Annotated in this window: 25 protein-coding genes; 19 read left to right on the top strand and 6 right to left on the bottom strand. The window is 34.9% G+C overall.

Annotated features, from left to right (window positions below; translation table 11 throughout):
• Positions 1 to 6 precede the first annotated feature (6 nt).
• The 3 genes from ACM55H_RS12860 to glyA all read right to left on the bottom strand — a co-directional run bounded on the left by ACM55H_RS12860 (position 7) and on the right by glyA (position 2747).
• A complete protein-coding gene (locus tag ACM55H_RS12860) occupies positions 7 to 567 on the bottom strand; it encodes a helix-turn-helix domain-containing protein (RefSeq protein WP_039110652.1) in 561 nt (186 codons plus the stop codon).
• Positions 568 to 752: 185 nt separating this feature from the next.
• Positions 753 to 1346, bottom strand: coding sequence for a MiaE family protein (locus ACM55H_RS12855; protein ID WP_416836864.1), 594 nt, complete (start codon positions 1344 to 1346; stop codon positions 753 to 755).
• Between the two features lie 126 nt (positions 1347 to 1472).
• Positions 1473 to 2747 (bottom strand): serine hydroxymethyltransferase, encoded by a 1275-nt coding sequence (gene glyA, locus ACM55H_RS12850; protein ID WP_039110650.1) that lies wholly within the window; start codon positions 2745 to 2747, stop codon positions 1473 to 1475.
• Positions 2748 to 2855: 108 nt separating this feature from the next.
• Here glyA and fahA point away from each other — a divergent pair, with 108 nt between their 5' ends.
• The 12 genes from fahA to argH all read left to right on the top strand — a co-directional run bounded on the left by fahA (position 2856) and on the right by argH (position 16210).
• A complete protein-coding gene (fahA, locus tag ACM55H_RS12845; RefSeq protein WP_416836863.1) occupies positions 2856 to 4139 on the top strand; it encodes a fumarylacetoacetase in 1284 nt (427 codons plus the stop codon).
• A gap of 135 nt (positions 4140 to 4274) precedes the next feature.
• Positions 4275 to 5459 (top strand): hypothetical protein, encoded by a 1185-nt coding sequence (locus ACM55H_RS12840; protein WP_416836862.1) that lies wholly within the window; start codon positions 4275 to 4277, stop codon positions 5457 to 5459.
• 476 nt (positions 5460 to 5935) lie between these two features.
• Positions 5936 to 6553 carry a GNAT family N-acetyltransferase gene (locus tag ACM55H_RS12835; protein WP_039110646.1) on the top strand — a complete coding sequence of 206 codons (618 nt, stop codon included), beginning with the start codon at positions 5936 to 5938 and terminating at the stop codon, positions 6551 to 6553.
• A gap of 4 nt (positions 6554 to 6557) precedes the next feature.
• Positions 6558 to 7751, top strand: coding sequence for an argininosuccinate synthase (locus ACM55H_RS12830; RefSeq protein ID WP_039110645.1), 1194 nt, complete (start codon positions 6558 to 6560; stop codon positions 7749 to 7751).
• Positions 7744 to 8721, top strand: a complete 978-nt coding sequence (argC, locus tag ACM55H_RS12825) for an N-acetyl-gamma-glutamyl-phosphate reductase (RefSeq protein WP_416836861.1) — start codon at positions 7744 to 7746, stop codon at positions 8719 to 8721. The genes ACM55H_RS12830 and argC overlap by 8 nt, the downstream gene beginning before the upstream one ends.
• A 124-nt stretch (positions 8722 to 8845) precedes the next feature.
• Positions 8846 to 9982 (top strand): aspartate aminotransferase family protein, encoded by a 1137-nt coding sequence (locus ACM55H_RS12820; RefSeq protein ID WP_416836860.1) that lies wholly within the window; start codon positions 8846 to 8848, stop codon positions 9980 to 9982.
• Between the two features lie 90 nt (positions 9983 to 10072).
• Positions 10073 to 11269, top strand: coding sequence for a glutamate-5-semialdehyde dehydrogenase (locus ACM55H_RS12815; RefSeq protein WP_416836859.1), 1197 nt, complete (start codon positions 10073 to 10075; stop codon positions 11267 to 11269).
• Complete coding sequence (gene proB, locus ACM55H_RS12810; protein WP_416836858.1) at positions 11253 to 12023, top strand: glutamate 5-kinase; 771 nt, start codon at positions 11253 to 11255, stop codon at positions 12021 to 12023. The genes ACM55H_RS12815 and proB overlap by 17 nt, the downstream gene beginning before the upstream one ends.
• Positions 12024 to 12092: 69 nt before the next feature.
• Complete coding sequence (locus tag ACM55H_RS12805; RefSeq protein ID WP_416836857.1) at positions 12093 to 13040, top strand: N-acetylornithine carbamoyltransferase; 948 nt, start codon at positions 12093 to 12095, stop codon at positions 13038 to 13040.
• A complete protein-coding gene (gene argB / locus ACM55H_RS12800) occupies positions 13030 to 13815 on the top strand; it encodes an acetylglutamate kinase (protein WP_416836856.1) in 786 nt (261 codons plus the stop codon). Before ACM55H_RS12805 ends, argB begins: the two co-directional genes overlap by 11 nt.
• Positions 13812 to 14885 carry a M20 family metallo-hydrolase gene (locus tag ACM55H_RS12795; protein ID WP_416836855.1) on the top strand — a complete coding sequence of 358 codons (1074 nt, stop codon included), beginning with the start codon at positions 13812 to 13814 and terminating at the stop codon, positions 14883 to 14885. Before argB ends, ACM55H_RS12795 begins: the two co-directional genes overlap by 4 nt.
• A 44-nt stretch (positions 14886 to 14929) precedes the next feature.
• Positions 14930 to 16210, top strand: a complete 1281-nt coding sequence (gene argH / locus ACM55H_RS12790) for an argininosuccinate lyase (RefSeq protein WP_416836854.1) — start codon at positions 14930 to 14932, stop codon at positions 16208 to 16210.
• Between the two features lie 85 nt (positions 16211 to 16295).
• On the opposite strand, the gene ytxJ is transcribed toward argH, so the two are convergent.
• Positions 16296 to 16685, bottom strand: a complete 390-nt coding sequence (gene ytxJ, locus ACM55H_RS12785) for a bacillithiol system redox-active protein YtxJ (RefSeq protein ID WP_416836853.1) — start codon at positions 16683 to 16685, stop codon at positions 16296 to 16298.
• A 144-nt stretch (positions 16686 to 16829) separates the two neighbouring features.
• Here ytxJ and clpB point away from each other — a divergent pair, with 144 nt between their 5' ends.
• From clpB to ACM55H_RS12760, 5 genes are all read left to right on the top strand, one after another.
• Complete coding sequence (gene clpB, locus ACM55H_RS12780) at positions 16830 to 19433, top strand: ATP-dependent chaperone ClpB (protein ID WP_416836852.1); 2604 nt, start codon at positions 16830 to 16832, stop codon at positions 19431 to 19433.
• A gap of 445 nt (positions 19434 to 19878) precedes the next feature.
• On the top strand, positions 19879 to 20541 hold the full coding sequence (locus ACM55H_RS12775; RefSeq protein ID WP_416836851.1) for a hypothetical protein: 663 nt from the start codon (positions 19879 to 19881) through the stop codon (positions 20539 to 20541).
• An 848-nt stretch (positions 20542 to 21389) separates the two neighbouring features.
• Positions 21390 to 21851 carry an IS200/IS605 family transposase gene (tnpA, locus tag ACM55H_RS12770; RefSeq protein ID WP_416836850.1) on the top strand — a complete coding sequence of 154 codons (462 nt, stop codon included), beginning with the start codon at positions 21390 to 21392 and terminating at the stop codon, positions 21849 to 21851.
• A gap of 112 nt (positions 21852 to 21963) precedes the next feature.
• The gene (locus tag ACM55H_RS12765; RefSeq protein ID WP_416836849.1) at positions 21964 to 22563 is read left to right on the top strand and encodes a nitroreductase family protein; all 600 of its coding nucleotides are present in this window, start codon (positions 21964 to 21966) and stop codon (positions 22561 to 22563) included.
• A gap of 120 nt (positions 22564 to 22683) precedes the next feature.
• Positions 22684 to 23331 carry an HAD family hydrolase gene (locus ACM55H_RS12760; protein ID WP_416836848.1) on the top strand — a complete coding sequence of 216 codons (648 nt, stop codon included), beginning with the start codon at positions 22684 to 22686 and terminating at the stop codon, positions 23329 to 23331.
• Positions 23332 to 23363: 32 nt separating this feature from the next.
• On the opposite strand, the gene ACM55H_RS12755 is transcribed toward ACM55H_RS12760, so the two are convergent.
• Together ACM55H_RS12755 and ACM55H_RS12750 are read right to left on the bottom strand one after the other, a co-directional pair.
• The gene (locus ACM55H_RS12755; protein WP_416836847.1) at positions 23364 to 23831 is read right to left on the bottom strand and encodes an OsmC family protein; all 468 of its coding nucleotides are present in this window, start codon (positions 23829 to 23831) and stop codon (positions 23364 to 23366) included.
• Positions 23832 to 24022: 191 nt separating this feature from the next.
• Complete coding sequence (locus tag ACM55H_RS12750; RefSeq protein WP_416836846.1) at positions 24023 to 24304, bottom strand: hypothetical protein; 282 nt, start codon at positions 24302 to 24304, stop codon at positions 24023 to 24025.
• A gap of 323 nt (positions 24305 to 24627) precedes the next feature.
• Between ACM55H_RS12750 and ACM55H_RS12745 the strand changes: the two genes are divergently transcribed.
• Together ACM55H_RS12745 and ACM55H_RS12740 are read left to right on the top strand one after the other, a co-directional pair.
• The gene (locus tag ACM55H_RS12745; protein ID WP_416836845.1) at positions 24628 to 25515 is read left to right on the top strand and encodes a carbon-nitrogen hydrolase; all 888 of its coding nucleotides are present in this window, start codon (positions 24628 to 24630) and stop codon (positions 25513 to 25515) included.
• A 2-nt stretch (positions 25516 to 25517) separates the two neighbouring features.
• The gene (locus ACM55H_RS12740; protein ID WP_416836844.1) at positions 25518 to 26561 is read left to right on the top strand and encodes an agmatine deiminase family protein; all 1044 of its coding nucleotides are present in this window, start codon (positions 25518 to 25520) and stop codon (positions 26559 to 26561) included.
• Positions 26562 to 26566: the final 5 nt, after the last annotated feature.

Raw genomic sequence — 26566 nt, 5'->3', positions numbered from 1 at the left:
TTTTTATTATTCATTATTAGCTAACTCTCTTCTTTTACCAACAATTCTTTTAAACATGGAAGGCGTTAATCCTGTTACTTTTTTAAATTGAGTTGATAAATAAGCGACACTGCTATAATTCAGTTCATGAGAAATCTCAGTTAAAGTTAGCTTCTCTTCAATTATTAATTTCTTTGCTCTTTCAATCTTTTGGATAATAATAAAATTCTCAATTGACGTATGCGTATATTCTGAAAAAACATTCGTGATATATCCATATCTAAAGTTCAATTTATCCGATAAATACTGAGAGATTGTTATGTTAGGGAATTTATCCTTTTCATAGACAATTTCAATTATTGCATCTTTAATTTTTTGAATTAATTGCCCTTTTGGGTTATCTATAATATGAATTGCATACTTCTTTAAACTGTCTTGAAGTGCTGTAAAGCTATCTTCTGAAACATCATCACTAATTTCTATTTGTCCTAAATCTAAAAGTTGATATTTAATATCTAAATTTTCTAATTGATCTTGCAATATCGCCCTGCAGGCAATATTTCCATCATAATTAAAGTTGAGCTTCATAGCTGTAAACAATAGTTAAAGTTAAAATCAAACGCTAAAAGTAAATCAAAAATTATTAATCCTTCACAAATAAATTAATTTATAATGTTAAACATTGATTTCTTTGAAAAGTAAAAAACATAAAAAGCTGATTATTAATACTCTTGAATAAATTACATTTATTCTTAAAAAAATAATAATTAAAATTATCCGTGAATCGTTTCACTTTTACCGTAATTTGTTATAATATTTTCTTCGAATTTAAGCCATTCTCGCCAACGTTTTTCAACATCAATTCCTACTCCATATTTCCTTGCATAGGTTATAAAAGTGGTATAATGACCCGCTTCACTTTCCATTAAATCTCTGTAAAAAACAGATAATTCTTCGTCCTGGATGTTTTCTGAAAGTACTTTAAAGCGTTCGCAGCTTCTGGCTTCTATCATAGCTGAAAACAATAACCGTTCCACTAAACCTGAAACCCTACTCCCATCACCACTTTTCTTCATGTACAAATACAATTCGTTCACATAATCATCTTTTCGTTCGCGTCCTAGCTTTAAGCCACGTTTGATGATAATGTTGTGTACCTGTTCAAAATGATCGATTTCTTCTTTGGCCAAAGCCAATAAATCCTTCACTAAATCCTGGTGTTCCGAGTTATTAGTTATAATTGTTATGGCATTTGTAGCTGCTTTTTGTTCACACCAAGCATGATCCGTCAAGATTTCCTCAATGTTTTTCTCTACAATATTCACCCATCTCGGATCGGTTGGCAATTTTAATCTTAGTACAGACATAATTTTTAAATCAAAATGTTAAAAGGTCATAAAGTCGAAAGTCGAAAGTCAAAATTAAGAACGAATCATTAAATTCCTCCTCAAGACTTTCGACTTTCGACTTTAAAACTTTAAGACGTATTTTATTTAGTATACGAAAATAGCTCTTTCGCTCATCATTTCGTTTACTTCAGCAGCTACTGCTTCGATAACATCTTCATTAGTATGATCCACTAGCACTCTATCAATTAAAGCAACAATAGTTTCCATGTCTTCTTCAAGCAAACCACGAGTGGTAATTGCTGCAGTTCCTACACGAATTCCTGAAGTTACAAATGGTGATTTATCATCAAATGGAACCATGTTTTTATTTACCGTAATTTCTGCTTTTACCAATGCATTTTCAGCATCTTTTCCAGAAATATTTTTGTTTCTTAAATCAATCAACATCATGTGGTTATCTGTACCTCCAGAAATGATTTCATATCCTCTTTTTACAAAAGCATCAGCCATTGCGTTAGCATTTTTTTGCAATTGTAAAGCATAAGTGAAAAATTCATCATTTAATGCTTCACCAAATGCTACCGCTTTTGCAGCAATGATGTGCATTAACGGACCACCTTGATTTCCAGGAAAAACAGCTAAGTCTAATAGAGAAGACATCATTCTGATTTCTCCTTTTGGAGTAGTTAAACCAAATGGATTTTCGAAATCTTTACCCATTAAAATTAAACCTCCACGAGGACCACGTAATGTTTTGTGTGTTGTAGTAGTTACAATATGACAATGAGGCAATGGATCGTTCATCAAACCCTTAGCAATAAGACCTGCAGGATGAGAAATGTCAGCTAGTAAAATAGCACCAACACTATCAGCAATTACTCTGAAACGCTCAAAATCCATATCACGAGAATAAGCCGAAGCTCCAGCTATGATTAGTTTTGGTTGTTCTTTTGTTGCTATTTCTTGAATTTTATCGTAATCTAATCTTCCTGTTTCCTTATCTACACCATAGAAAGAAGGTGTATATAAACGTCCAGAAAAGTTTACAGGAGAACCGTGAGTTAAATGTCCCCCATGGGACAAATCAAAACCTAAAATTTTATCTCCTGGTTTGATACAAGCATGATAAACTGCTGTATTCGCTTGTGAACCAGAGTGTGGCTGCACATTTGCGTAAGCAGCACCAAATAATTCTTTGGCTCTGTCAATCGCAATTTGCTCAATAACATCAACTACTTCGCAACCGCCGTAGTATCTTTTGCCAGGATATCCTTCTGCATATTTATTGGTTAAAACAGAGCCAGCTGCTTCCATTACTTCATCACTTACGAAGTTTTCCGAAGCGATAAGTTCTAATCCGTGTATTTGTCTTTCTTGTTCTTCTAGAATAAGGTCAAAAATTTGTTCGTCGCGTTGCATTTCTTTGATTTTCGTTAATATGTTGCAAAAATACAAAAAAACGTTTGGTTAATAGTTAGATTATAATATATTTGATGAGTAATTTTCAACAAAATAATTAACACCGATATGCCTATAACAGCCAACAATACTAAAAGAAAATCATGGTTAGAAGTAGCTCCAAGCAGCGATTTTCCTATTCAAAACATTCCTTTTGGTGTTTTTCTTACCAAAGAAAACATAGTGACGGTAGGGACTAGAATTGGAGATTTTGCAATTGATTTGGGAGCATTACAACAATTAAATTATTTTGAAGGTATTGAGCTGACGGACGATATGTTCATGCAAGACACCTTGAATGATTTTATTTCGGATGGAAAAAAAACATGGCGATTGGTTCGAAATCGCATCGCCGAAATTTTTGACGAAAAAAATCCAAAATTAAGAGATAATACAAAAGACAGAGATATTGTTATCTTCAAAATGGAAGATGTAGAAATGCAATTACCGGTACTAATAGGTGATTATACGGACTTCTATTCCAGTAAAGAGCACGCAACTAATGTAGGAAAAATGTTTCGCGATCCAGAAAACGCGTTATTACCTAACTGGCTTCACATCCCTGTAGGCTATCACGGAAGAAGTTCTACTATTGTTCCTTCGGGAATTCCAGTACACAGACCAATGGGGCAAACGTTGCCAAATGGCGAAACTACACCTGTTTTTGGCCCTTCCCGTTCCGTAGATTTTGAATTGGAAACTGCTTTTATAACAACCGACGTCAATATTATGGGAGAAAATATTCCTATAAATGAAGCCGAAGATTATATTTTTGGAATGGTTTTATTGAATGACTGGAGTGCCCGCGATATTCAAAAATGGGAATATGTGCCACTAGGACCATTCTTATCAAAAAACTTTGCAACTTCAATCTCTCCTTGGATTGTAACCATGGATGCTTTGGAACCATTTAGAACTAAAGGTCCAAAACAAGAACCTACCCCGTTACCTTATTTACAACAAAAAGGTAAGCATTCTTTCGACATCAATTTAGAAGTGACAATTCAACCTGAAAATACCGAAGAAACTGTTGTTTCTCATTCTAATTTTAAATATTTATACTGGTCAATGTGCCAACAGTTAGCACATCATACCTCTAATGGTTGTCGCGTAAATTCCGGTGACATGATGGGATCAGGAACAATCTCAGGACCAACCGAAGATAGTTTTGGCTCGATGTTGGAATTAACTTGGGGAGGAAAAAATCCAATAAAAATGAATGACGGTACAGAACGTAAATTCATCAATGATAACGATACTGTAACTATGAAAGGATTTTGTCAAAATGGACAAGTTCGCATTGGTTTTGGCGAAGTTTCCAGTAAGTTGCTACCACCATTTGTGAGAAAATAAAAAATTAAAATATACTTTTCAAAACCTAACATTTATTCTATTTTTGTTAGGTTTTTTTGTGGCATTATTTTTGGAATTTGAATTTTAAAAATAGGATTACGGCTTCAAATAATCAACTACTTACTTTTTTTGCTTATGAAAAAAATTACTCTTTTATTATCGTTGTTTATTCTTGTTTCGTCTTGTGGCGTAAAGCAAACTCAAAACTTATTAAGCTCCGGAAATTACGATCCAGCAATTGATAATGCCATTTCAAATTTACAATCCAATAAAGATAAAAAAGGCAAGCAGGATTATGTTTATTTACTCGAAGAGGCTTTCGCCAAAGCCAAAGAGCGTGATTTAAATACCATAAACTTATTGGTAAAAGAGGCAAATCCGGCGCAATTGGAAAAAATATACACTACCTATATACAATTGAATAACCGTCAGGAAAAAATCAAACCGATACTACCTTTAAAATTAATTAAAGAAGGCAGGAACGCAATTTTTCCTTTTGACAATTATAATAACCAAATTGTAGACAGCAAAAATGCCTTATCCGTTTATTTATATGCTAATGCAAAAAAGTTAATGCTTACTTCGGACAAGATGAATTTCCGAAAGGCTTTTGATGATTTAGATTATTTGAATCAAATAAATCCAAATTACAAAAATGTTTTACAACTCATAGACGAAGCTAAATTCAAAGGTTCTGATTATGTTTCAGTTTACACCAAAAATGAAACCAATATGATTATTCCAGCTCGTCTACAAAATGATTTATTGGATTTTAGCACCTATGGATTAAATGATAAATGGACCGTTTACCACAGTAACAAACAAAGAGGAATTGATTATGATTATGGAATGATGATTAATTTTCGCCAAATTTATATTTCACCGGAGCAAATCAAAGAAAGAGAATTTGTAAAAGAACGCATTATAAAAGATGGGGTAAAAAAACTAATTGACGCTAACGGAAGAGAAGTTTTAGACGAAAAAGGAAAAGTGGTTCTGGTTGATAATCTTAGAACCGTAAACGCCCGTATTTATGAATCGAGACAATTTAAATCCTGTCAGATTACCGCAAAAGTAGATTATGTAAACCTAAGAAGCAATCAACTTCTGCAGTCCTTTCCAGTGACAAGTGAGTTTACATTCGAAAACATTTATGCAACCTATAAAGGAGACCGACGCGCTTCTGACGATAGTTATTACTCCTATTTTGATAAAAGAGCAGTCGCTTTTCCTAGCAGCGAAGAAATGGTTTATGACACAGGAGAGGATTTAAAAGCCAAGTTAAAAGATATTATTAGTCGCAATAGATTTCGAAATTAATTGGTTAAATCAATAGAAAAATAACGACTCCCTGAAAATAAATTATTTCAGGGAGTTTTTTATTTACATAAAACAAACATTGTATTAAAATTTTGTTACAAAAATCAAAATAAGTATTCTATTTGCAAAATAATTGTATTTTTGCACCCATGAATAATATAAGTGTACATATAACTTCTATATCACGGACAAACAAACCTACGGCTTCTCCCGAAGTACGGATGCTATAATATAGTACCCACAACGTGTTTTGTTTTTGTTTTTTATTCATTTCTCATTTTTATCGTTTTGAAATTATCCCAGTTAACCATTGGATTAATATATCCTAAAAAAACTATATTTTCTTGTTCATTAGCCCACACAACGCTATGTTCAGGATCAATGTCTTTTTATGTATCTATTTTAATTGATTGGTATAACTCTTGTTTTTCAAAACTTGAATCAACTCATTTTTTAACTCAAAATAATCTCTTGAAATGAACATTTCTATCATTGTAACTCAGGAAGAACATTATAAGTATTCGCAGGAAATATGCGATACTATTGAATCGTCCGCCTTATTGAGAGGTACTGGGATTGCTAAAAGAACTCCTGAATACATCCAAAAAAAGATGGAAAGCAAAGATGCTGTCATTGCATTAGACAATGGTAAATTTGCTGGTTTTTGCTATATCGAAAGTTGGCAACACGGGAAATTTGTAGCACATTCTGGTTTAATTGTACATCCTGATTACAGAAATTTAGGTTTAGCCAAAAAAATCAAATCATTTGTTTTTGATTATTCATTGGAAAAATATCCAGAGGCTAAAGTATTTGGAATCACGACTGGTTTAGCGGTAATGAAAATCAATTCAGATTTAGGTTACAAACCTGTTCCTTTTTCAGAATTGACCAGCGATCCAAGTTTTTGGAAAGGATGTCAAACGTGTACCAATTATGAAATCCTAAAAAGTAAAGACAACAAAATGTGCTTGTGTACCGGAATGCTTTATGATCCAAAAGAAAAGCCAAAAGACCCACCTAAACATCCATTTAACGTTAGAGTATTAAACAGATTAAAATCAATCAAAGAAGCCTTGTTCTTAAAAAAATAATATCATGAAAAAAGTTGTATTAGCTTATAGTGGAGGATTAGACACCTCATATTGCCTAAAATATTTAAAAAACGAAAAAGGATATGAAGTTCATACCGTTCTTATAAATACAGGAGGATTTGATGAAGCTGAACTAGCCGCTATTGAAGAAAGAGCCTACGAATTAGGGAGTGCGCAACATGCAAATCTTACCATCGTTGATAAATATTATGACAAAGCCATTAAATATTTGATTTATGGAAATGTATTAAAAAACAACACGTATCCATTATCAGTAAGTGCCGAGCGTGTTTTTCAAGCTATAGAAGCGATAAAATATGCAAAATCTGTTGGTGCGGAAGCAATCGCCCACGGAAGTACCGGTGCAGGAAATGATCAAATTCGTTTTGATTTAATTTTCCAAACCATTGCTCCCGAAATTGAAATCATCACTCCTATTAGAGATTTGAAATTATCAAGACAGGAAGAAGTTGATTATTTATCTAAAAATGGAGTTCATTATTCTTGGGAAAAAGCACAATATTCCATTAATAAAGGATTGTGGGGAACAAGCGTAGGCGGTAAAGAAACATTGACCTCAAATCAAACTTTACCTAGTGAAGCGTATCCTTCGCAATTGCAAAAAACGGGAGAAGAGAAAGTAACGCTACAATTTGAAAAAGGACAATTAGTAGGCATCAACGGGACATTGGACACACCAACAAAAAACATCGTTGCATTAGAAAAATTAGCCAGTGCGTATGCAATTGGTAGAGATATTCATGTTGGCGATACTATAATTGGAATTAAAGGAAGAGTTGGTTTTGAAGCTGCTGCGCCTTTAATTATCATCAAAGCACACCATTTATTAGAGAAACATACGCTGGGTAAATGGCAACAATACTGGAAAGAACAACTAGGAAACTGGTACGGTATGTTATTCCATGAAGGACAATTTTTAGATCCGGTAATGAGAAATATTGAGGCTTTCCTAGAAGACACTCAAACGACTGTAAACGGAACCGTTATCGTTTCTCTAAAACCATATCACTTCACATTGGACGGAATTGAATCTGAAAATGATTTAATGAATACCGGTTTTGGACAATATGGAGAAATGAACAACGCTTGGACATCTGACGATGCCAAAGGGTTTATCAAAATTCTTGGAAATGCCCAAAACATATTTTCATCTGTAAATAAACTGACACATGATTAATATTGGAATAATTGGAGGTTCGGGTTACACTGCGGGGGAACTTATCAGAATATTGATGTTTCATCCCAATGCTACACTTGATTTTGTTTACAGCACGACAAACGCTGGAAAACCACTTTCGGTTGCGCATCATGATTTGATGGGCGATATTGAAATGAATTTTACTGATACCGTAAATCCAAATGTGAATGTTGTTTTCTTGTGCTTGGGTCATGGAAAATCAAAATCATTTTTAGAACAAAATCAATTTGCAAGCCATACCAAAATCATCGATTTAGGAAATGATTTCAGATTGATTAAAGACAAAGAGTTCGATAATAAATCTTTCGTTTACGGTTTGCCTGAATTGAATAAAGCGGTTATCAAAAACGCTCAATTTATCGCTAATCCGGGTTGTTTTGCGACAGCAATTCAATTGGCATTATTGCCATTGGCCAAAAACGAAATGCTTACTACTGACGTTCATATCAATGCAACAACCGGAAGCACGGGAGCTGGAGTTTCACCTTCGGAAACGACGCATTTTAGTTGGAGATCGAACAATATGTCGCATTATAAAGCTTTTGAGCACCAACATTTGGGCGAAATAAACCAAAGTGTCAACCAATTGCAAGCGGATTATACAAACGAATTAATTTTTGTACCCAACAGAGGTGATTTTGCCAGAGGGATTTTTGCAACATTATACACAACAATCGAAGAAAATCTGGAAGATATAGTGGCGAAATATGAGGCTTTTTATAAAGACCAACCTTTCGTAACCGTTACGACCACTGGAATCAACATGAAACAAGTGGTTCAAACGAATAAATGCATTATTAGTTTAATGAAAAAAGGAAACCGGTTATTGATTACTTCAGTAATTGATAATTTAACAAAAGGAGCCTCAGGACAAGCCATACAAAACATGAATTTAATGTTTGGATTGGACGAAACCACAGGATTGCATTTGAAACCAAGCGGATTCTAGAAATAATTAAAAGATTGAAGGATTTAATGATTGAAAAATTATTAAGATTCTAAAGCCAAAAAAGATTTAGAAAAGACTTAAATCTTTAAATTTTTCAATTTTTAAATCTTTAAATAATTAAAAAATGAACTTATTTGACGTTTACCCATTATACAACATCACTCCTGTAAAAGCACTGAATTGCACTATTACAGACGAAAACGGAGTGGAATATTTAGATTTATATGGTGGTCATGGAGTAATTTCCATTGGACACACACAACCGGATTATGTTGCCAAATTAAAAAATCAATTGGATAATATTGGTTTTTATTCGAATGCGATTCAGAATCCATTGCAAGTAGAATTAGCAGAAAAATTAGGAAAACTTTCCGGATTGGAAGAGTATACTTTATTCTTGTGCAGTTCTGGAGCTGAAGCCAATGAAAATGCTTTGAAATTAGCCTCTTTTCACAACGGAAAATCTCGTGTAATTGCTTTTGATAATTCCTTTCATGGAAGAACTTCTGCAGCAGTTGCGGTTACAGATAACAAAAAAATTGTTGCGCCGATCAATGCACAACAAATTGTTACTTTTTTGCCGTTGAACAACATCGAGTTAGTAGAAAACGAACTAAAAAAAGGAGATGTTTCTTCTGTTATTATTGAGGGAATTCAAGGAGTTGGCGGTTTAGACCAAGGAACAACTGAATTTTTTCAGGCATTAGAAAAAATATGCGAGGCCTACGATGCCGTTTTGATTTTGGACGAAGTACAATCAGGATACGGAAGAAGCGGAAAGTTTTTTGCACACCAACATCATAACATCAAAGCAGATATTATTTGTCTGGCGAAAGGAATGGGTAACGGATTCCCTATTGGCGGAATCTTAATTTCTCCAAAATTCACAGCGAGTTATGGATTATTGGGAACTACTTTTGGTGGAAACCATTTGGCTTGTGCTGCTGGAATTGCTGTTTTGGATGTGATTGAAAGCCAAAAATTAATGGATAACGTAAATGACGTTTACGCCTATTTTTTAGAAGCAATCAAACAAGTTCCTGAAGTTATTAAAGTAAAAGGAAAAGGATTAATGCTAGGTGTGGAATTTGATTTTGACGTAAGTACACTTCGTAAAAAAATGATTATTGACAAACATATTTTTACAGGAAATGCTAATAATAAAAACTTATTAAGAATCCTTCCTCCATTGACAATCAAGAAGAAAGCAATCGACACCTTTATTATAGCTTTAAAAGAAACATTGGCAGAATTGAAATGATTTTTTTAAATATATAAGTCATCTAAGCTCTTAAACTTACATGACTTATATGTTTAGATTTTTTTTCTAAAATAGCAAAACCAAAAACTAATGAACCACTTATTACCAATAGAAAAACGAAATTCAGTTTTAAGCCGCATGGCCGAACTTCTTGAACAAAAAAGAGCCAATCTTAAGACTATAAATCAACAAGATTTAAATAATTATTCTGGGGATGATTTGGCCATGGAAAAACGTTTATTGGTTGATGATACCAAAATTGACGGCATGATTTTATCCATGCAACAATTAGCAAGTCAAGAAGATCCTATTGGCGTGGAGCGTTTTAATTTCGACCATGAAAACGGAATGAAAATCATCAATAAAACAGCGGCTTTTGGAACCATAATGATTATTTATGAATCCAGACCAGATGTTACTGTTGAAGCTGGCGGAATTGCTTTTAAATCCGGAAATAAAATTCTATTGAAAGGCGGAAAAGAATCCTTATTGTCAAATTTGAAAATTGTAGAATTGTGGCACCAAGCATTGGAAGAAAACAATGTTGCTACAGAATGGGTGGAATATTTAAATTACAATCGGGAAGAAACGCAGGCATTTTTAGAGAAACCAACACAAAAAGTGGATTTAATCGTTCCTCGTGGTGGTGAGAAATTGATTACTTTTGTAAAAAAACACGCTACTTGCCCAGTTATAATAAGTGGTCGAGGAAATAATTTTGTGTATGTAAACAAGGAAGCTGATTTAAAAAAAGCGCTTGATATTATTATTAACGGAAAGACCTCAAATATATCTGTTTGCAATGCTTTAGATAAAGTTTTAATTGATACTAATCTTGAAAATTGGGAAACTTTTGCTATCAAAATAGTTGAGGAATTACAACAAAGAAACGTTACGGTTTTGGGAGACGAAAGTATTTCAAAAGCAACAGATGTTCCTCAGATCGAATCGGATTTAATTTGGTACGAAGAATTTTTGGATTATAAAATTGTCATTGGAACAACCCATTCAAATCAAGAAGCGATTGACAAAATAAATAAATATTGTGGTGGGCATTCCGCTTCGATAATTACAAAAAATGATGCAATTGCTAAGGATTTCATGGAAAACGTGGATACGGCAGCCGTTTATCAAAATGCCTCTACCCGATTCACCGATGGAGGACAATTTGGTCTAGGAGGAGAATTGGCGATAAGCACGGACAAATTACACCAACGTGGACCAATTGGTTTGCAACATTTAGTTACTAATAAGTGGTATATTTACGGAAATGGACAAATCAGGTAAAAAAAGAATTTTATTAAAGTTGGGAAGCAATACCTTAACCAAAGAAACCAATCACATTTCGAGAGGAAAGATTGAGGATATTGGAATGCAAATAGCGGCTCTGAAAGATGATTATGAGTTTATTATTGTAAGTTCCGGTGCGATTGCTGCGGCCAAACAATTTGTAAAACTGGATAACCACGATAAAGATGTTTTTGTAAAACAAGCGTTAGCGTCTATTGGTCAGCCTCATTTAATGCGGATTTATAACGAAAACTTTAGCGATTTAGGTTTGCATACCTCGCAGTGTTTGCTTTCGTATTCTGATTTTGAAAAAAAACAAACCAAGCTCAATATCGTCAACACGATAAATGTATTGGTCAAAAACAGTTATATTCCAATTATCAATGAAAATGATACTGTGGCAACGGATGAGATTCAGTTTGGAGACAATGATAAATTAGCCGCTTTAACCGCCGTTTTATTAAATGTTGATATTCTTATCATTGCGACTAATACGAACGGGATTTACACCAAATCATCCATCCATGATGCCGTTCCTGAAACGATTTCTTTGGTAACCGATTTAAAATTATTGGAAAAAGAGATTGGCGATTCTAAATCCTCGCACGGAACCGGTGGAATGCAATCCAAAATAGAAGCTACTGCAATTGCCAAAGCCGCTAATATCGAAACCTGGATTGTCAATGGATTAGAAGACAACTTTATTTTGAAAGCTTTAAAAAACGAAATACCATTTACTAAAATTCTATAAATGTTAATTCGGTTAATCGTTAATTCGGTTAATCGATTAAACAAATAACCCGATTAAACAAATAAGACAATGAACTACATCTCCATACAAAACATAGATTCGCTCAACAAATGGGTGAAAGAAGCATTAAAAATCAAGAAAAAGCCACTTAAAAACAAAAAACTGGGTAAAAACAAAACCTTGGGAATGTTGTTTTTTAATTCCAGTTTGAGAACACGTTTGAGTACGCAAAAAGCAGCTTTGAATTTAGGAATGAACGTCATGGTAATGAATTTTACCAGTGAAGGTTGGACGCTTGAATTTGAAGATGGAGCCATCATGAACTCTGGTGCTTCAGAACACATCAAAGAAGCAGCAGCAGTTGTTTCTCAATATTGCGATATTATTGCCATCAGAGCTTTTGCCGGACTGATAGACAAAGAAAAAGACAATGCAGAAACCGTTCTTATGGGTTTCTTAAAATATGCCACCGTACCTGTTGTCAATATGGAAAGTGCTACAGGACATCCATTACAATCACTGGCCGATGCCATTACTATGGCAGAACACAAAACGAAACACAGACCAAAAGTAGTGTTGACTTGGGCACCGCATCCCAGAGCATTACCCCAGGCTGTTCCCAATTCCTTTGTGCAAATGATGCAATTGCAAGATGCTGATTTTGTCATTACGCATCCGGAAGGGTACGAATTGAATCCTGAAATCACGAAAGATTCCAAGATTGAATACGACCAAGATAAAGCTTTCGAAAACGCCGATTTCATTTATGCAAAAAACTGGAGCAATTACAATGATTACGGACAAATAACCAATTCCGACCCAAATTGGACCATAACTGCCGATAAAATGAAACTGACTAACAATGCTAAATTTATGCACTGTTTACCTGTAAGACGTAATGTAATTGTTACTGATGAAGTAATCGACAGCGAAAATTCAATTGTTATCGAACAAGCCAATAATAGAACCTACGCCGCCCAATTAGTGTTGCAAAAAATATTGGAAAATGGAAAATAAAAAACTGGTAACATTAATAAAAATTGGGGGAAACATCATTGATAATCCAACGGAATTATCACAATTTCTATCTGATTTTTCTAAGATTGAAGGCTATAAAGTACTCGTTCATGGCGGCGGAAAATCAGCTACTAAAATGGCGGAAAGCATTGGTTTAGTTCCTCAAATGATTGATGGAAGACGCATTACCGATGCTCCTATGCTTGATGTAGTTGTGATGATTTATGCCGGTCAAATCAACAAAAATATTGTTGCCCAATTGCAAGCAAAATCCACCAATGCGATGGGGTTTTCTGGTGCTGATGGAAATTTAATTCAATCGGATAAAAGAAACCATCCTACAATCAATTATGGTTTTGTGGGCGATGTCAAAAAAGTGAACACACCATTATTGGAAACGTTACTTTCAAACGGAATAGTTCCTGTATTTTGCGCCATAACACACGATGGAAAAGGACAATTATTAAACACAAATGCAGATACAATTGCCAGTGAATTAGCGATTGCTTTATCGGAAGTTTTTGATGTCACATTGAATTATTGCTTCGAAAAACCGGGCGTTTTATATGATGCCGAAGATGATTCTTCGGTAATTGAGAACATCAATCAAGAATTATATTCCAAATTAAAAGCCGAAAAAGCGATACATTCCGGTATGATTCCTAAATTAGACAACTGTTTCAATAGTTTGTCCAAAGGAGTTCAAAAAATAAAAATTGGTCATCACAGGATGTTGCAAGATAAAACGGCATTGTACACTACAATTACACTATGAAGAGTATAGAAATCCTTACACAAGAAGCCATTGCGCTATTAAAAGCACTGATTGAAACGCCTTCCTTTTCAAGTGAAGAAGACAAAACAGCACTTTTAATCGAAAATTGGTTTACACAAAATAGTATCCCTTTCGAAAGAGAGAATAATAATGTTTGGGCTTTCAATAAACATTTTGATACCACCAAACCTACGCTTTTACTCAATTCACATCACGATACCGTAAAACCAAACCAAGGTTATACCAACGATCCTTTTGAAGCCATCGTAAAAGACGGTAAATTATTTGGATTGGGAAGTAATGATGCGGGAGGATGTTTGGTTTCTCTTTTAGCCACTTTTGTATATTTTTATTCAAATGAAAATCTGCCTTACAATATTGTGATGGTCGCTTCTGCCGAAGAAGAAAGCAGCGGAAAAAATGGATTAAACAGCGTATTGAAACATTTACCGGAACTGGAATGTGCCATTGTTGGCGAACCTACTTTAATGCAATTGGCCGTAGCCGAAAAAGGGTTATTAGTACTCGATGTCATCGTCAAAGGTACTGCAAGTCATGCCGCGCATAACAATCCTGACAATCCTATTTACAATGCGATACCCGTTATTGAGTGGTTTAACAGCTATCAATTCGAAAAAATATCTGAGGTTTTAGGTCCTGTAAAAATGACTGTTACGCAAATATCTGCAGGAAAGCAACACAATGTAGTTCCTGCCGAATGTCATTTGGTTGTAGATATTCGCGTGAATGATTGTTACAGCAATCAAGAAATTTTAGATACCGTAAGAAAACATTTGACTGCCGAAGTCAATCCGCGTTCGATGCATTTAAACGCATCATCAATTCCTGTGGCACACGAATTAGTGCAAGCCGGAATAGCACTGGGAAGAACCACGTACGGCTCGCCTACCCTTTCGGATCAATCGGTTTTGAGTTGTCAATCCTTGAAATTAGGACCTGGCGAAACCCTGCGGTCACACTCGGCAGACGAATTTATATTTATAAACGAAATAGAAGAAGGAATCCAATTGTACATCAAAATACTAACTGATTTTTTCAAAATTAATTAGTACGGACAAGTCGCGACTTGTCCCTGCAGCAAAAAAATACACCTATGAAACTTTGGGAAAAAGGAATACCAACCGATAAGCAAATCGAACATTTCACCGTTGGAAATGACAGAGAACTGGATTTAGTTCTGGCCAAATACGATGCTTTGGGCTCAATAGCTCACGCAAAAATGCTGGGTCAAATCGGTCTTTTAACAGATTCTGAAACCGTTTCTTTGGTTTTGGCTTTGGAAGAAATTATAAAAGATGTTGAAAACGGAAAATTTGAAATCGAAGACAGCTTTGAAGACGTGCATTCCAAAATCGAATACCTGCTAACTGTAAAACTAGGCGACGCCGGAAAAAAAATTCACACCGCCCGTTCTCGTAACGACCAAGTTTTGGTAGACGTCAATTTATACCTGAAAGATGTCGTTGCAGCATTTAAAGAGCAAGTAAAAAGCCTTTTTGATTTACTGATGGAATCCGCAGATAAACACCAAAATGTATTGTTACCAGGTTACACCCACCTTCAAATTGCGATGCCATCTTCTTTCGGGATGTGGTTTTCCGCTTACGCCGAAACTTTGATTGATGATATAACGATGCTGAATGCCGCTTTGAAAATTGTGGACCAAAATCCATTAGGTTCGGCTGCAGGTTACGGAAGCTCGTTTCCTATCAACAGGACATTTACCACACAAGAATTAGGTTTTGAAACTTTAAAATTTAATTCGGTAGCGGCACAAATGAGCCGTGGAAAATCAGAGAAAACAGTTGCTTTTGCTATGAGTAGTGTGGCAGCAACTTTGGCTAAATTCTCGATGGATGTTTGTTTGTATATGAGTCAGAATTTTGATTTTATCACTTTGCCTTCGCATCTTACAACAGGTTCGAGCATCATGCCACACAAGAAAAACCCTGATGTATTTGAATTAATTCGTGGGAAATGCAACAAAATTCAAGCGTTGCCATACGAAATTACTTTAATTACCAACAACCTTCCAAGTGGTTATCACAGGGATTTACAATTGTTGAAAGAAGGGTTGTTTCCGGCGATTCAAAACCTGAAAGCGTGTTTGGATATCGCGATTTTTGCGATTAAAGACATCAAGGTAAAAGAACACATTTTAGACGATAAAAAATACGATTATTTGTTTACGGTAGATTCCTTAAACGAAATGGTGGTTGCGGGAATGCCTTTTAGAGATGCCTATAAAGCCGTTGCAGAACAACTGGAAAATGGCACTTTTAAATCTCCAAAAGAAACCAAACATACGCATGAAGGAAGCATCAACAACCTTTGTTTGGATGCCATAAAAAAGAAAATGAAAGATTCTTATTAATTCAAAACCAAAATAATTCTTACAAAAAATCCATCAGTCGCGGCTGATGGATTTTTTTTATATTTCAAATTCAAACTGTTTATTATTATACCTTTTTACCCAATTCCTCCGCATCAATATCGCTATGAGAAACGTTGTAAACGGCTTTTCCGTCTTTAATTAAAATCAATTGTGGGGATTGATGCGTTACACTAAATTGATCCGCAATGGCATTAGAAATATCGCGATGCGCTATTAAATCTAAAAAATAAGGCGTAACTTTATCTGAGCTATTGAATTCATTTTCAAACTGTTTCAGCGCCATCCTACTTACGCTGCATCGGGTACTGTGCTTAAAAATTGCTACCGGTTTTTCATTCGAAATGAAAATAATTTCATTCAGTTGCCCCAAATCGGTTAGTTCATTCCAGTTGATTTTGTTTTCTTTTAAATCCTTGTCGTCTGAACTATTAAAAATATTTTGAAAAAAACTCATAATTGTCTTATTTTAAGACATTTTGACTTTAAAGTATGATAAAAATCATGAAATTTCCGTCAATTTGTCTGTATTATTGTATTGGAATATATATTGAATATAATTCGCAAAGTTAGTCAAATAACAACAAAACAATATACCATCATGAACATAAATAAATTTACTATCAAATCTCAGGAAGCCATTCAGCTTTCCCAACAATTGGCGCAAAGTCACGGGCAACAACAAATAGAAAACGAGCATATTTTCAAGGCTATTTTTGAAGTAGATGAAAATGTGGCTCCTTTTATATTGAAGAAACTGAACGTAAATGTGAGTTTATTAGAACAAATAATAGACAGCACAATACAAAGCTTCCCAAAAGTTTCCGGTGGAGAAATTATGCTTTCCAGAACCGCAAATTCAACGCTAAACGAAGCCGAGATTATTGCCAAAAAAATGAATGATGAATTCGTTTCTGTTGAGCATTTAATTTTAGCCATATTTGGTTCCAAAAGTAAAGTTGCCCAGATCCTAAAAGACCAAGGCGTTACCGAAAAAGGACTAAAAGCCGCAATCGACGAATTACGAAAAGGAGAAAGAGTGACTTCGGCATCTGCTGAAGAAACCTATAATTCTTTAAATAAATACGCCAAAAACCTGAACGAATTGGCCCGCACCGGGAAACTCGATCCCGTTATTGGTCGTGATGAGGAAATTCGTCGCGTGTTACAAATTCTAACCCGTAGAACCAAAAATAACCCAATGCTCGTTGGAGAACCCGGAGTGGGAAAAACTGCTATTGCTGAAGGATTGGCACACCGAATTGTCGATGGAGATGTTCCTGACAATTTAAAAGATAAAATTGTGTATTCCCTTGATATGGGAGCGCTGATTGCCGGTGCCAAATACAAAGGAGAATTTGAAGAACGATTAAAATCCGTGGTGAAAGAAGTGACTTCTGCTGAAGGCGATATTGTTTTATTCATTGACGAAATCCATACTCTGGTGGGAGCCGGTGGTGGTGAAGGCGCTATGGATGCGGCCAATATTCTGAAACCGGCGTTGGCTCGTGGTGAACTGCGTGCCATTGGAGCAACTACATTAGACGAATATCAAAAATATTTTGAAAAAGACAAAGCACTCGAAAGACGTTTCCAAAAAATAATGGTCGAAGAGCCGGATACCGAAAGTGCTATTTCGATTTTGCGTGGAATCAAAGAAAAATACGAAACGCACCATAAAGTCCAAATTAAAGACGACGCTATTATTGCTGCTGTCGAATTATCACAACGCTATATTACGAACCGATTTCTTCCGGATAAAGCCATCGATTTAATGGATGAAGCCGCTTCAAAACTGCGTATGGAAATCAATTCGAAACCCGAAGAACTCGATGTTTTGGATCGTAAAATCATGCAGTTGGAAATTGAAATTGAAGCCATTAAACGAGAAAAAGACGAAAGTAAACTCAAAATTTTAGGAATGGATTTGGCCAATCTCAAAGAAGATCGCAATGAAATCTACGCCAAATGGAAATCAGAAAAAGATGTAGTCGATAACATTCAAACCGTAAAAACGGAAATTGAAGACTTCAAATACGAAGCCGAACGTGCCGAACGCGATGGTGATTATGGAAAAGTAGCCGAAATTCGTTACGGTAAAATCAAAGAATCACAAGAACGCTTAGCCATTTTACTCAAGGAATTACAAGAAAACCAATCTGGGACTTCATTGATAAAAGAAGAAGTTACCCGCGAAGACATTGCGGAAGTCGTGGCCAAATGGACTGGAATTCCAGTGATGAAAATGCTTCAGGGCGAAAGAGAAAAACTATTGAAACTGGAAGATGAATTGCACCACCGAGTTGTAGGACAGGAAGAAGCCATTCAAGCGGTAAGTGATGCCGTGCGCAGAAGCCGTGCGGGATTGCAGGATATGAAAAAACCGGTGGGAACCTTTCTTTTCCTTGGAACTACAGGAGTTGGTAAAACCGAATTGGCGAAAGCTTTGGCCGAATACCTGTTTGACGACGAGAATGCAATGACGCGTATTGACATGAGCGAGTACCAAGAACGCCACAGCGTAAGCCGTTTGGTGGGTGCCCCTCCGGGATATGTGGGTTATGATGAAGGCGGACAATTGACCGAAGCCGTTCGTAGAAAACCCTATTCTGTAATCTTATTGGATGAGATCGAAAAAGCCCATCCGGACACGTTCAATATCTTGCTACAAGTTTTGGATGAAGGACGTTTGACAGATAACAAAGGGCGTTTGGCTGATTTTAAAAATACAATTATCATCATGACTTCTAATATGGGAAGCCAGATTATTCAAGAGAAATTCGAAAATCTAAAAGGAAGCGTGGAAGCCGCAACCGAAGCTGCAAAAGTGGAAGTGCTGGGATTATTGAAACAAACGGTTCGTCCTGAATTCATCAATCGTATTGACGAAATTGTGATGTTTACGCCATTGACTAATGAAAATATTGCCCAAATCGTAGGGTTACAACTGAAAAATGTAACCAAAATGTTAGCACAACAAGGCATCACGATGGATGCAACTCCAGAAGCTATTGCCTATTTATCTGAGAAAGGATATGATCCGCAATTTGGCGCTAGACCTGTGAAAAGAGTGATTCAAAGAGATGTTCTCAATGAATTATCCAAAGAAATTCTATCCGGAAAAATAACGACTGATAGCATCGTTTTGATAGATGCGTTTGATGGAAAATTGGTTTTTAGGAATCAAACCGAGTTAGTTTCTTAATCCAAATCATTTTAAAAATAATGAAAACATCGGTCGAAAGGCCGGTGTTTTTTTATGTCTTTTTTTAGGAGCAGAACATTTCTAATTTTTCATGACGAGTTGTCCCGCTGTCCGCAGTATCTTTTTTAAACGCAACTCTATCTGCGTTCTAAACGCTGAAAGGTTAAAAGCGTTTATAAAAAAGGATACTTGCTCCCATCGGGGCTATTTAATAACGAGTTTTTTCCAGAATAAAGTTTTCGAAAAAAGTGTTTTTATTAAAGTTAGATTCTGTTATAAATCATATTGGAATAAAAAGTTGATCAATAATTTGTAAGAAAATTTAATATATTTGTTTACTATATTGCTATAAAATAGCGATAATCTACCAATTACGGTTGTATAGTCGCTACTTAATAGGGAGTATATGCAAGTTACAAGCAATAAATCCGAAAATCGTAAAAAAATGGAATATCCAATTTTGGAATCATTAAAAAAGTATAAAACACATTTTAATGCAGAGCAATTTATAAGTTTAAATCCAGATAGTGATTTTGGTAATCTAAATTTAAATTATACTCAAATAGTTATTAGAATTGAATGCGTGAATTCTCAAATTATAGATTTATATCAAAAATTTTATATCGAAAAACATAAAAGAGAAACCGAAGGTTTTGCAATGTATAATTTAGACGAATCATATTTAGATATAATGATAACCGAGCAAATTTTTTATTGGTTGAGAAAAACTACTGATGAAATAATTTCATTAATTTCTTTGTGCACCGATTTCAAAAGTAATGGTAAATATCCAAAAAAAATTAAAGTAAGTTCTATAGGAGAATTTTTAAACTTAAAAACGCCTTTTATAGAAGTAATCGAAAAAAACAAGGATTTACTGAGATTGTTGAATGAAATATCAAACACATTCAAACATTCATTTATCAATCCTCAAATAATGGCGTATAAAGGTTCTGAATATCCTGTAGTTTTTGCTTATAACTTACATTATAATGACTTAAAAAGTGAAGCAAAATTTATACAAATTGAACTTAAAAAATTTCTAAATGATTACGACAAATTTCTTCTTGAAATAAAAAACTATATCATCGAAAACTTCAAAATATAATTGAAAAATTTTGCTGCTGGTAACAGCTACTAAAACGGATTTGGGCAATAGGCTTAATAGAAAGTTGGTTTTGTATTTGGGATGATTTGGCAAATCCGAAAATAGGCTTAATTTAACCCCAAACCACTTGTAGCAAGGGAACGTCAAACTGTCTAATAACTCGCTGTGCGAAGTCAGCCGACTTAGGAGAAAGTTAAAATGGTATATAAGTATTATGATTCGAGTTTATTAAGACAGAGTATATTGAATATGAAAAAGGAGTTTAGTTGGTAGTTGGTGTAGTAGTGATATGTGCCGAGCCGATGGCTCTTTGTGATGGGAGTTCCGTTGTGTCAACTGGACTAAAGTCCAGCCTTACAAAATAGGTCGAGCCGATGGCTCCGAGAAGTATGTAAAAGTTCCATAGGAACGGTACATATTGTAGCAACGGATTTTAATCCGTTGGTATTAAAAACAAAAACGTATGTAAAAGTTCCTTAGGAACGGTAAATATTATAGCAACGGATTTTAATCCGTTGCTATTAAAAACAAAACGTAGGTAAAAGTTCCTTAGGAACGGTAAATATTATAGCAACGGATTTTAATCTGTTGGTATTAAAAACAAAAACGTAGGTAAAAGTTCCACAGGAACGGTACATATTGTAGCAACGGATTTTAATCCGTTGGTATTAAAAACAAAACGTAGGTAAAAGTTACCATAGGAACGGTACATATTGTAGCAACGGATTTTAATCCGTTGATGTTAAAAACAAAACGTAGGTAAAAGTTCCACAGGAACGGTACATGTTATAGCTACGAATTTAATCCATTGATCTAAATAAAAACGAATAAAGATCCATCTAAAAAAAATGGCAAATACCTATCATCAAGTTTACATTCAAGCAGTTTTTGCAGTAAAGTATCGAGAAGCCGTAATTAGTAAGGAATGGAAATCTATACTAATGGGTGTAATTGGTAATTTGATTAATGAAACTGGGTGCAAAACCATTATTATTAATGGTGTTGAAGATCACGTGCATTGTTTCTTGGGATTGAAACCAGTGGTTTCAATTTCAGAATTGATGAAAACCGTTAAAGCAAAATCATCCAAATATATCAATGACCATCAACTGACAAAATCAAGATTTGAATGGCAGGAAGGTTATGGTGTTTTTTCGTATAGCCATTCCCAAGTTAATACTGTTTATAAATACATTGCCAATCAGGAAGAGCATCATAAGAAACAAACCTTCAAAGAGGAATATTTAGCATTTTTAGATAAGTTTGAAGTCCCGTTTGATGAAAGGTATATTTTTGAACATCTGATATGACTTCGTAGAAAATGCCTTTCACTACTACCTCAATCAAATGGTTTAAACCTATTATTAGCTTAACTTTGCAGCTAATAATTAATCCTATTACAACCGTTTAAAAAACAGAGTCATGAATATTTTAGAATTAATAAAAAAAAGATATACAGCTAAGAAGTACAACGCTGACAAGGCTATACCACAAGAAAAAATTGAAGATTTGAAAGAAGTTTTACGCCTCACTCCTTCTTCTATAAATATTCAACCTTGGAAATTTACATTTGTACAAAATCCAGAAATTAAAGCAAAATTAGCTTCAGTTTCCATGCATAATGAAGAAAAAATAAATCAAGCGCAACTATTAGTGGTTTTTAGTGTAGCGGATGATTTGAATGCTTTTCAAAAAGTGGTAGACAACGAATTACCGCAAGCCAGAAGGGATTGGTACAATCAAATGAAAGCGAGTATGCCAGAAGCCGATTTGAAAATATGGCTGTCCAAACAAGTTTATATCGCCTTGGGAGTTGGTTTGACGGCTAGTATTTCATTAGGTCTGGATTCGACAGCAATGGAAGGTATAGAATCGGATAAATACATGGACATACTTAACATGACAGCATACAAACCACTATTTGCAATGGCCGTAGGTTACGGTTCGGAAGATGATTTCAACCGAATTGAAGTTACACCAAAATCCAGGAGATTACAAGAGAGTGTAATTGAAACTATTTAAACAAAACCAGATTAAACCAGCTGTACATTCTAAGATAAAAAACAATATCCCTACCTTTGCCGCTGATCCCAAAACAACAATCGAAAAACGCATTCTTTCGATTGATTTAAAGAATAAAAAATGAAATTTAAAGGAATTATTTTTGATTTAGACGGAACATTAGTGAATTCACTGGAAGACATTGCAGATGCTATGAACAGTGTCCTTCAAAGCCTCAACTTCCCTACTCACAGTTATGATGCTTATCAATATTTTATTGGTAGTGGCCTTAGAAATTTGGTAACTAAAGCCTTGCCGGCAACACATAATGAGGAAACACAAATTGATCATTGTTACCATTTGATGGTTAACGTATATCGTGATAATTGTACGCATAAAACAAAAGCCTATGATGGGATATTCGAATTATTAGACGAATTAAAATCACGCAATATAAAACTAAGCGTATTTTCGAATAAAGCAGATGACCTAACAAAGGAAATTACAGCAACCCTATTTCCTGATTATTTTAATCCAATAGTAGGTTTGACGACAGAATCACTAAAAAAACCAAATCCGTTTAAAACAGTGGAAATAAGTAAAAACTTTGGATTAAAAGCTGAAGAAATTATTTTCATAGGGGATTCCGGTATTGATATGCAAACGGCAACGAATGCCAATATGTTTGCCGTAGGGGTTTCATGGGGATATAGACCAGAGGAAGAATTACTTTCAAATGGAGCAAAACATGTATTAAACCAGCCAGCTGATTTAATTGCTATTTTATAATTAATATCCAAAAAAAGTAAAATGCACAACCTTTAATTTGTAGGAGCAACTTCACAACTTGGAAAATGTAGAATTGGGAAATTACAGGAATTAGCTATAAAACAGAGTTGATTTGCTTTTTCATGAAGGCTAAGCGCTTCCCCTATTTTTTCTTTGTTGCTGATACGAACTTTCGGATTCAGTTTAATTGCAATAAAACGTCCGCTACCGTCGGCCAAAACCTCCAGAGTTGCCTCCGCTTCGTCTGTATATGACAACACGTCGATACCATTTTGTTTACAAACATATAAGTAAGACATCATATGACAGGAAACCACACTGCTCAATAACAGGTCTTCAGGATTGTACAAAGCAGGATCTCCTTTGAAAGTTTTAGCAGCCGAAACATTTAAAACAGCCTTACCGGCAATCGTTATGGTATGACTTTTAGTATACGTCGCCGCTTCCTTTTTAGAAAAAAGCCAATCTAATTTGGCTATAAATACATGTTTGAACCCCATATTATTTTTTTTCAAAAGTAATTAAAAACGGTAATACTAAATACCGAAACGTTTTGAGTGAATAGTAACTAAAAATTACCCGTTTTAATAAAAAGTTTTGGATTCACATCGCAATAGTCATAAGCCGGACGCTTGTACTGGCAAAGGGAGTGATGAAAACAACCGCTCTAAATAATTAAAAAATCTATACCCTAAAACAACTTATATATTCTGTGAATTGGAATCATCACGCCTTGCTTTAAGATAACATTTTTGTCTGTAACAGCCCAAACCGTAGTATCTACTATTTTTTTGGATTCGTTGTCTTCAAAGAAAATTTTAATTTTTGAATGTTCTAAATTACCCAATGATAAAGCCCTATTGATATCACTTATTCTAGTTTTTATTTCGTTATCATCGTCAAGAACATCTGTTGTTGGGAACTTAAGAGAAGCAATGTCTTCTTTCTCAATGATTTTGAATTCTTCTGTCATAATTATAAAAATTAATGAATTATATATTACTGTATTCTGGCAAAGCAAAACTTAATCCGTTTTGTCAGTTATAATACCCTATACAAAAATAAAGCCTCCTTAACTTTGTTAATGCCAATTTTATATTAATTTTTTCTCCAGCTCAAATTCTTGATACAATTGGTAAATGCTCTTTATATCACTAGACAAATTCTCTCGACTTCAGTGTAGTTCCTAAAATCCAATACAATATATCTCAAGACTATTTAAAACCTAAAAAACACATTACCCCTATTTTCTACTCTTTATAAAATTCACTATTTTTGCAGTCTAAAATTTTAGTCATGCCAAATAAGAAATACAAAATAGCGGTCATTCAATTGAATCTTAATGATATTGCCGAAAACAACTTGAAAAAATGTTTGAGTTGGGTTCGTGATGCCGCCAACCTTGGTGCCGAAGTGATTTCGCTGCCAGAATTATACAGCAGTCATTATTTTTGTCAAAGTGAAGATGTAGATAATTTTGCTTTGGCAGAACCATTATACAGTACTTCGTTTATTGCTTTCAGTGCTTTGGCAAAAGAATTAGGCGTGGTAATTATTGTTCCTTTCTTCGAAAAAAGAATGGCCGGAATCTACCACAATAGCGCTTACATCATTGACACAGATGGTTCAGAAGCAGGATTGTATCGTAAAATGCACATTCCGGATGATCCTCATTTTTATGAAAAATTCTATTTCACGCCTGGAGATTTAGGTTTCAAAACTATTCCGACTCAAAAAGGAAAAATTGGAACATTAATTTGTTGGGATCAATGGTATCCTGAAGCAGCTCGTTTGACAGCTTTACAAGGCGCTGAAGTGTTGTTTTACCCAACAGCAATTGGTTGGCATCCACAAGAAAAAGAGCAATACGGTGAGAATCAACATGGCGCTTGGATGAGTGTAATGAAAGGACATGCGGTAGCGAATGGTGTATACGTTGCTGCGGCAAATAGAATTGGTTTAGAGCAATATTTGCCTGATACGGTAGGAATTCAGTTTTGGGGATCTTCATTTATAGCGGGACCACAAGGCGAAATTTTGGCGCAAGCCTCACACGATAAAGAAGAAATTTTGATTGCCGAAGTAGACTTAGACTTACAGGAAAATGTACGTCAGAACTGGCCCTTTTTCAGAGACAGAAGAATAGACGCTTTTGGTGATATTACAAAAAGAGCAATCGACTAATTATGAGTACTACCAATAATAGAAGATTTCCTGCTGAGTGGGAAAAACAACAAGGGATTTTACTTTGTTTTCCACACAACGGTAAGGATTGGCCAGGAAAATACGAAGCGGTTCAATGGGCTTTTGTGGAATTCATTAAAAAAGTGGCTACTTTCGAGCAAGTATTTTTAGTGGTTGCTGATGAAAACCAGAAAGAAAAAGTTAATGTGATGCTGGAAATAGCTCATGTTAAGCTTGTAAATATTTCGTACATCATTCATAAAACCAATAGAAGTTGGATGCGTGATTCAGGTCCGATAATTGTTAAAAACGGAACCGAAAGAGAAGCCTTAAACTTTAATTTTAATGGTTGGGCGAAATATAAAAACATTCAATTAGATAAATTTGTTCCTGCCAAAGTGGGAGAATTTCTAAATATTCCGGTTACTCCCGTAATGTACAAAGGAAAACCGGTAATTGTTGAAGGCGGTGCTATTGACAGCAACGGAAGAGGAACTTTACTGACTTCAGAAGAATGCTTGATGCATCCTGATATTCAGGTTAGAAATCCAAATTTCACCAAAGCCGATTATGAAGTAGTTTTCAAGGAATATCTTGGAATTACGAATGTGATTTGGTTAGGTGACGGAATTGAAGGCGATGATACCCACGGTCATATTGATGATTTATGTCGATTTGTAAACGAAGATACGATTGTAACTATTGTAGAAACTGATCCTAAAGACAGCAACTACAAACCGTTACAGGACAATTTAAAACGCTTGCAAAATGCTAAATTAGAAAATGGCAAATCACCAGTAATTGTGGTTTTACCAATGCCCAAACGTTTGGAATTTGATGGCTTACGATTGCCAGCCAGTTATGCTAATTTCCTTATTTTGAATAATTGTGTATTGGTTCCTACTTTTAACGATAGTAATGACAGAAAAGCGTTGAACATCCTTTCAGAATGTTTTCCTGATAGAGAAATCATTGGGATTAGCTCCACTGATTTCATTTGGGGCTTTGGAACTTTACATTGTTTGAGTCAACAAATTCCTGAATAAAAAAT

Source organism: Flavobacterium cryoconiti (assembly GCF_048158645.1).
Taxonomy (GTDB): Bacteria; Bacteroidota; Bacteroidia; order Flavobacteriales; family Flavobacteriaceae; genus Flavobacterium; species Flavobacterium cryoconiti.
The sequence above is the reverse complement of the archived record's forward strand: the minus strand, read 5'-3'. Positions and strand labels throughout refer to the sequence as shown.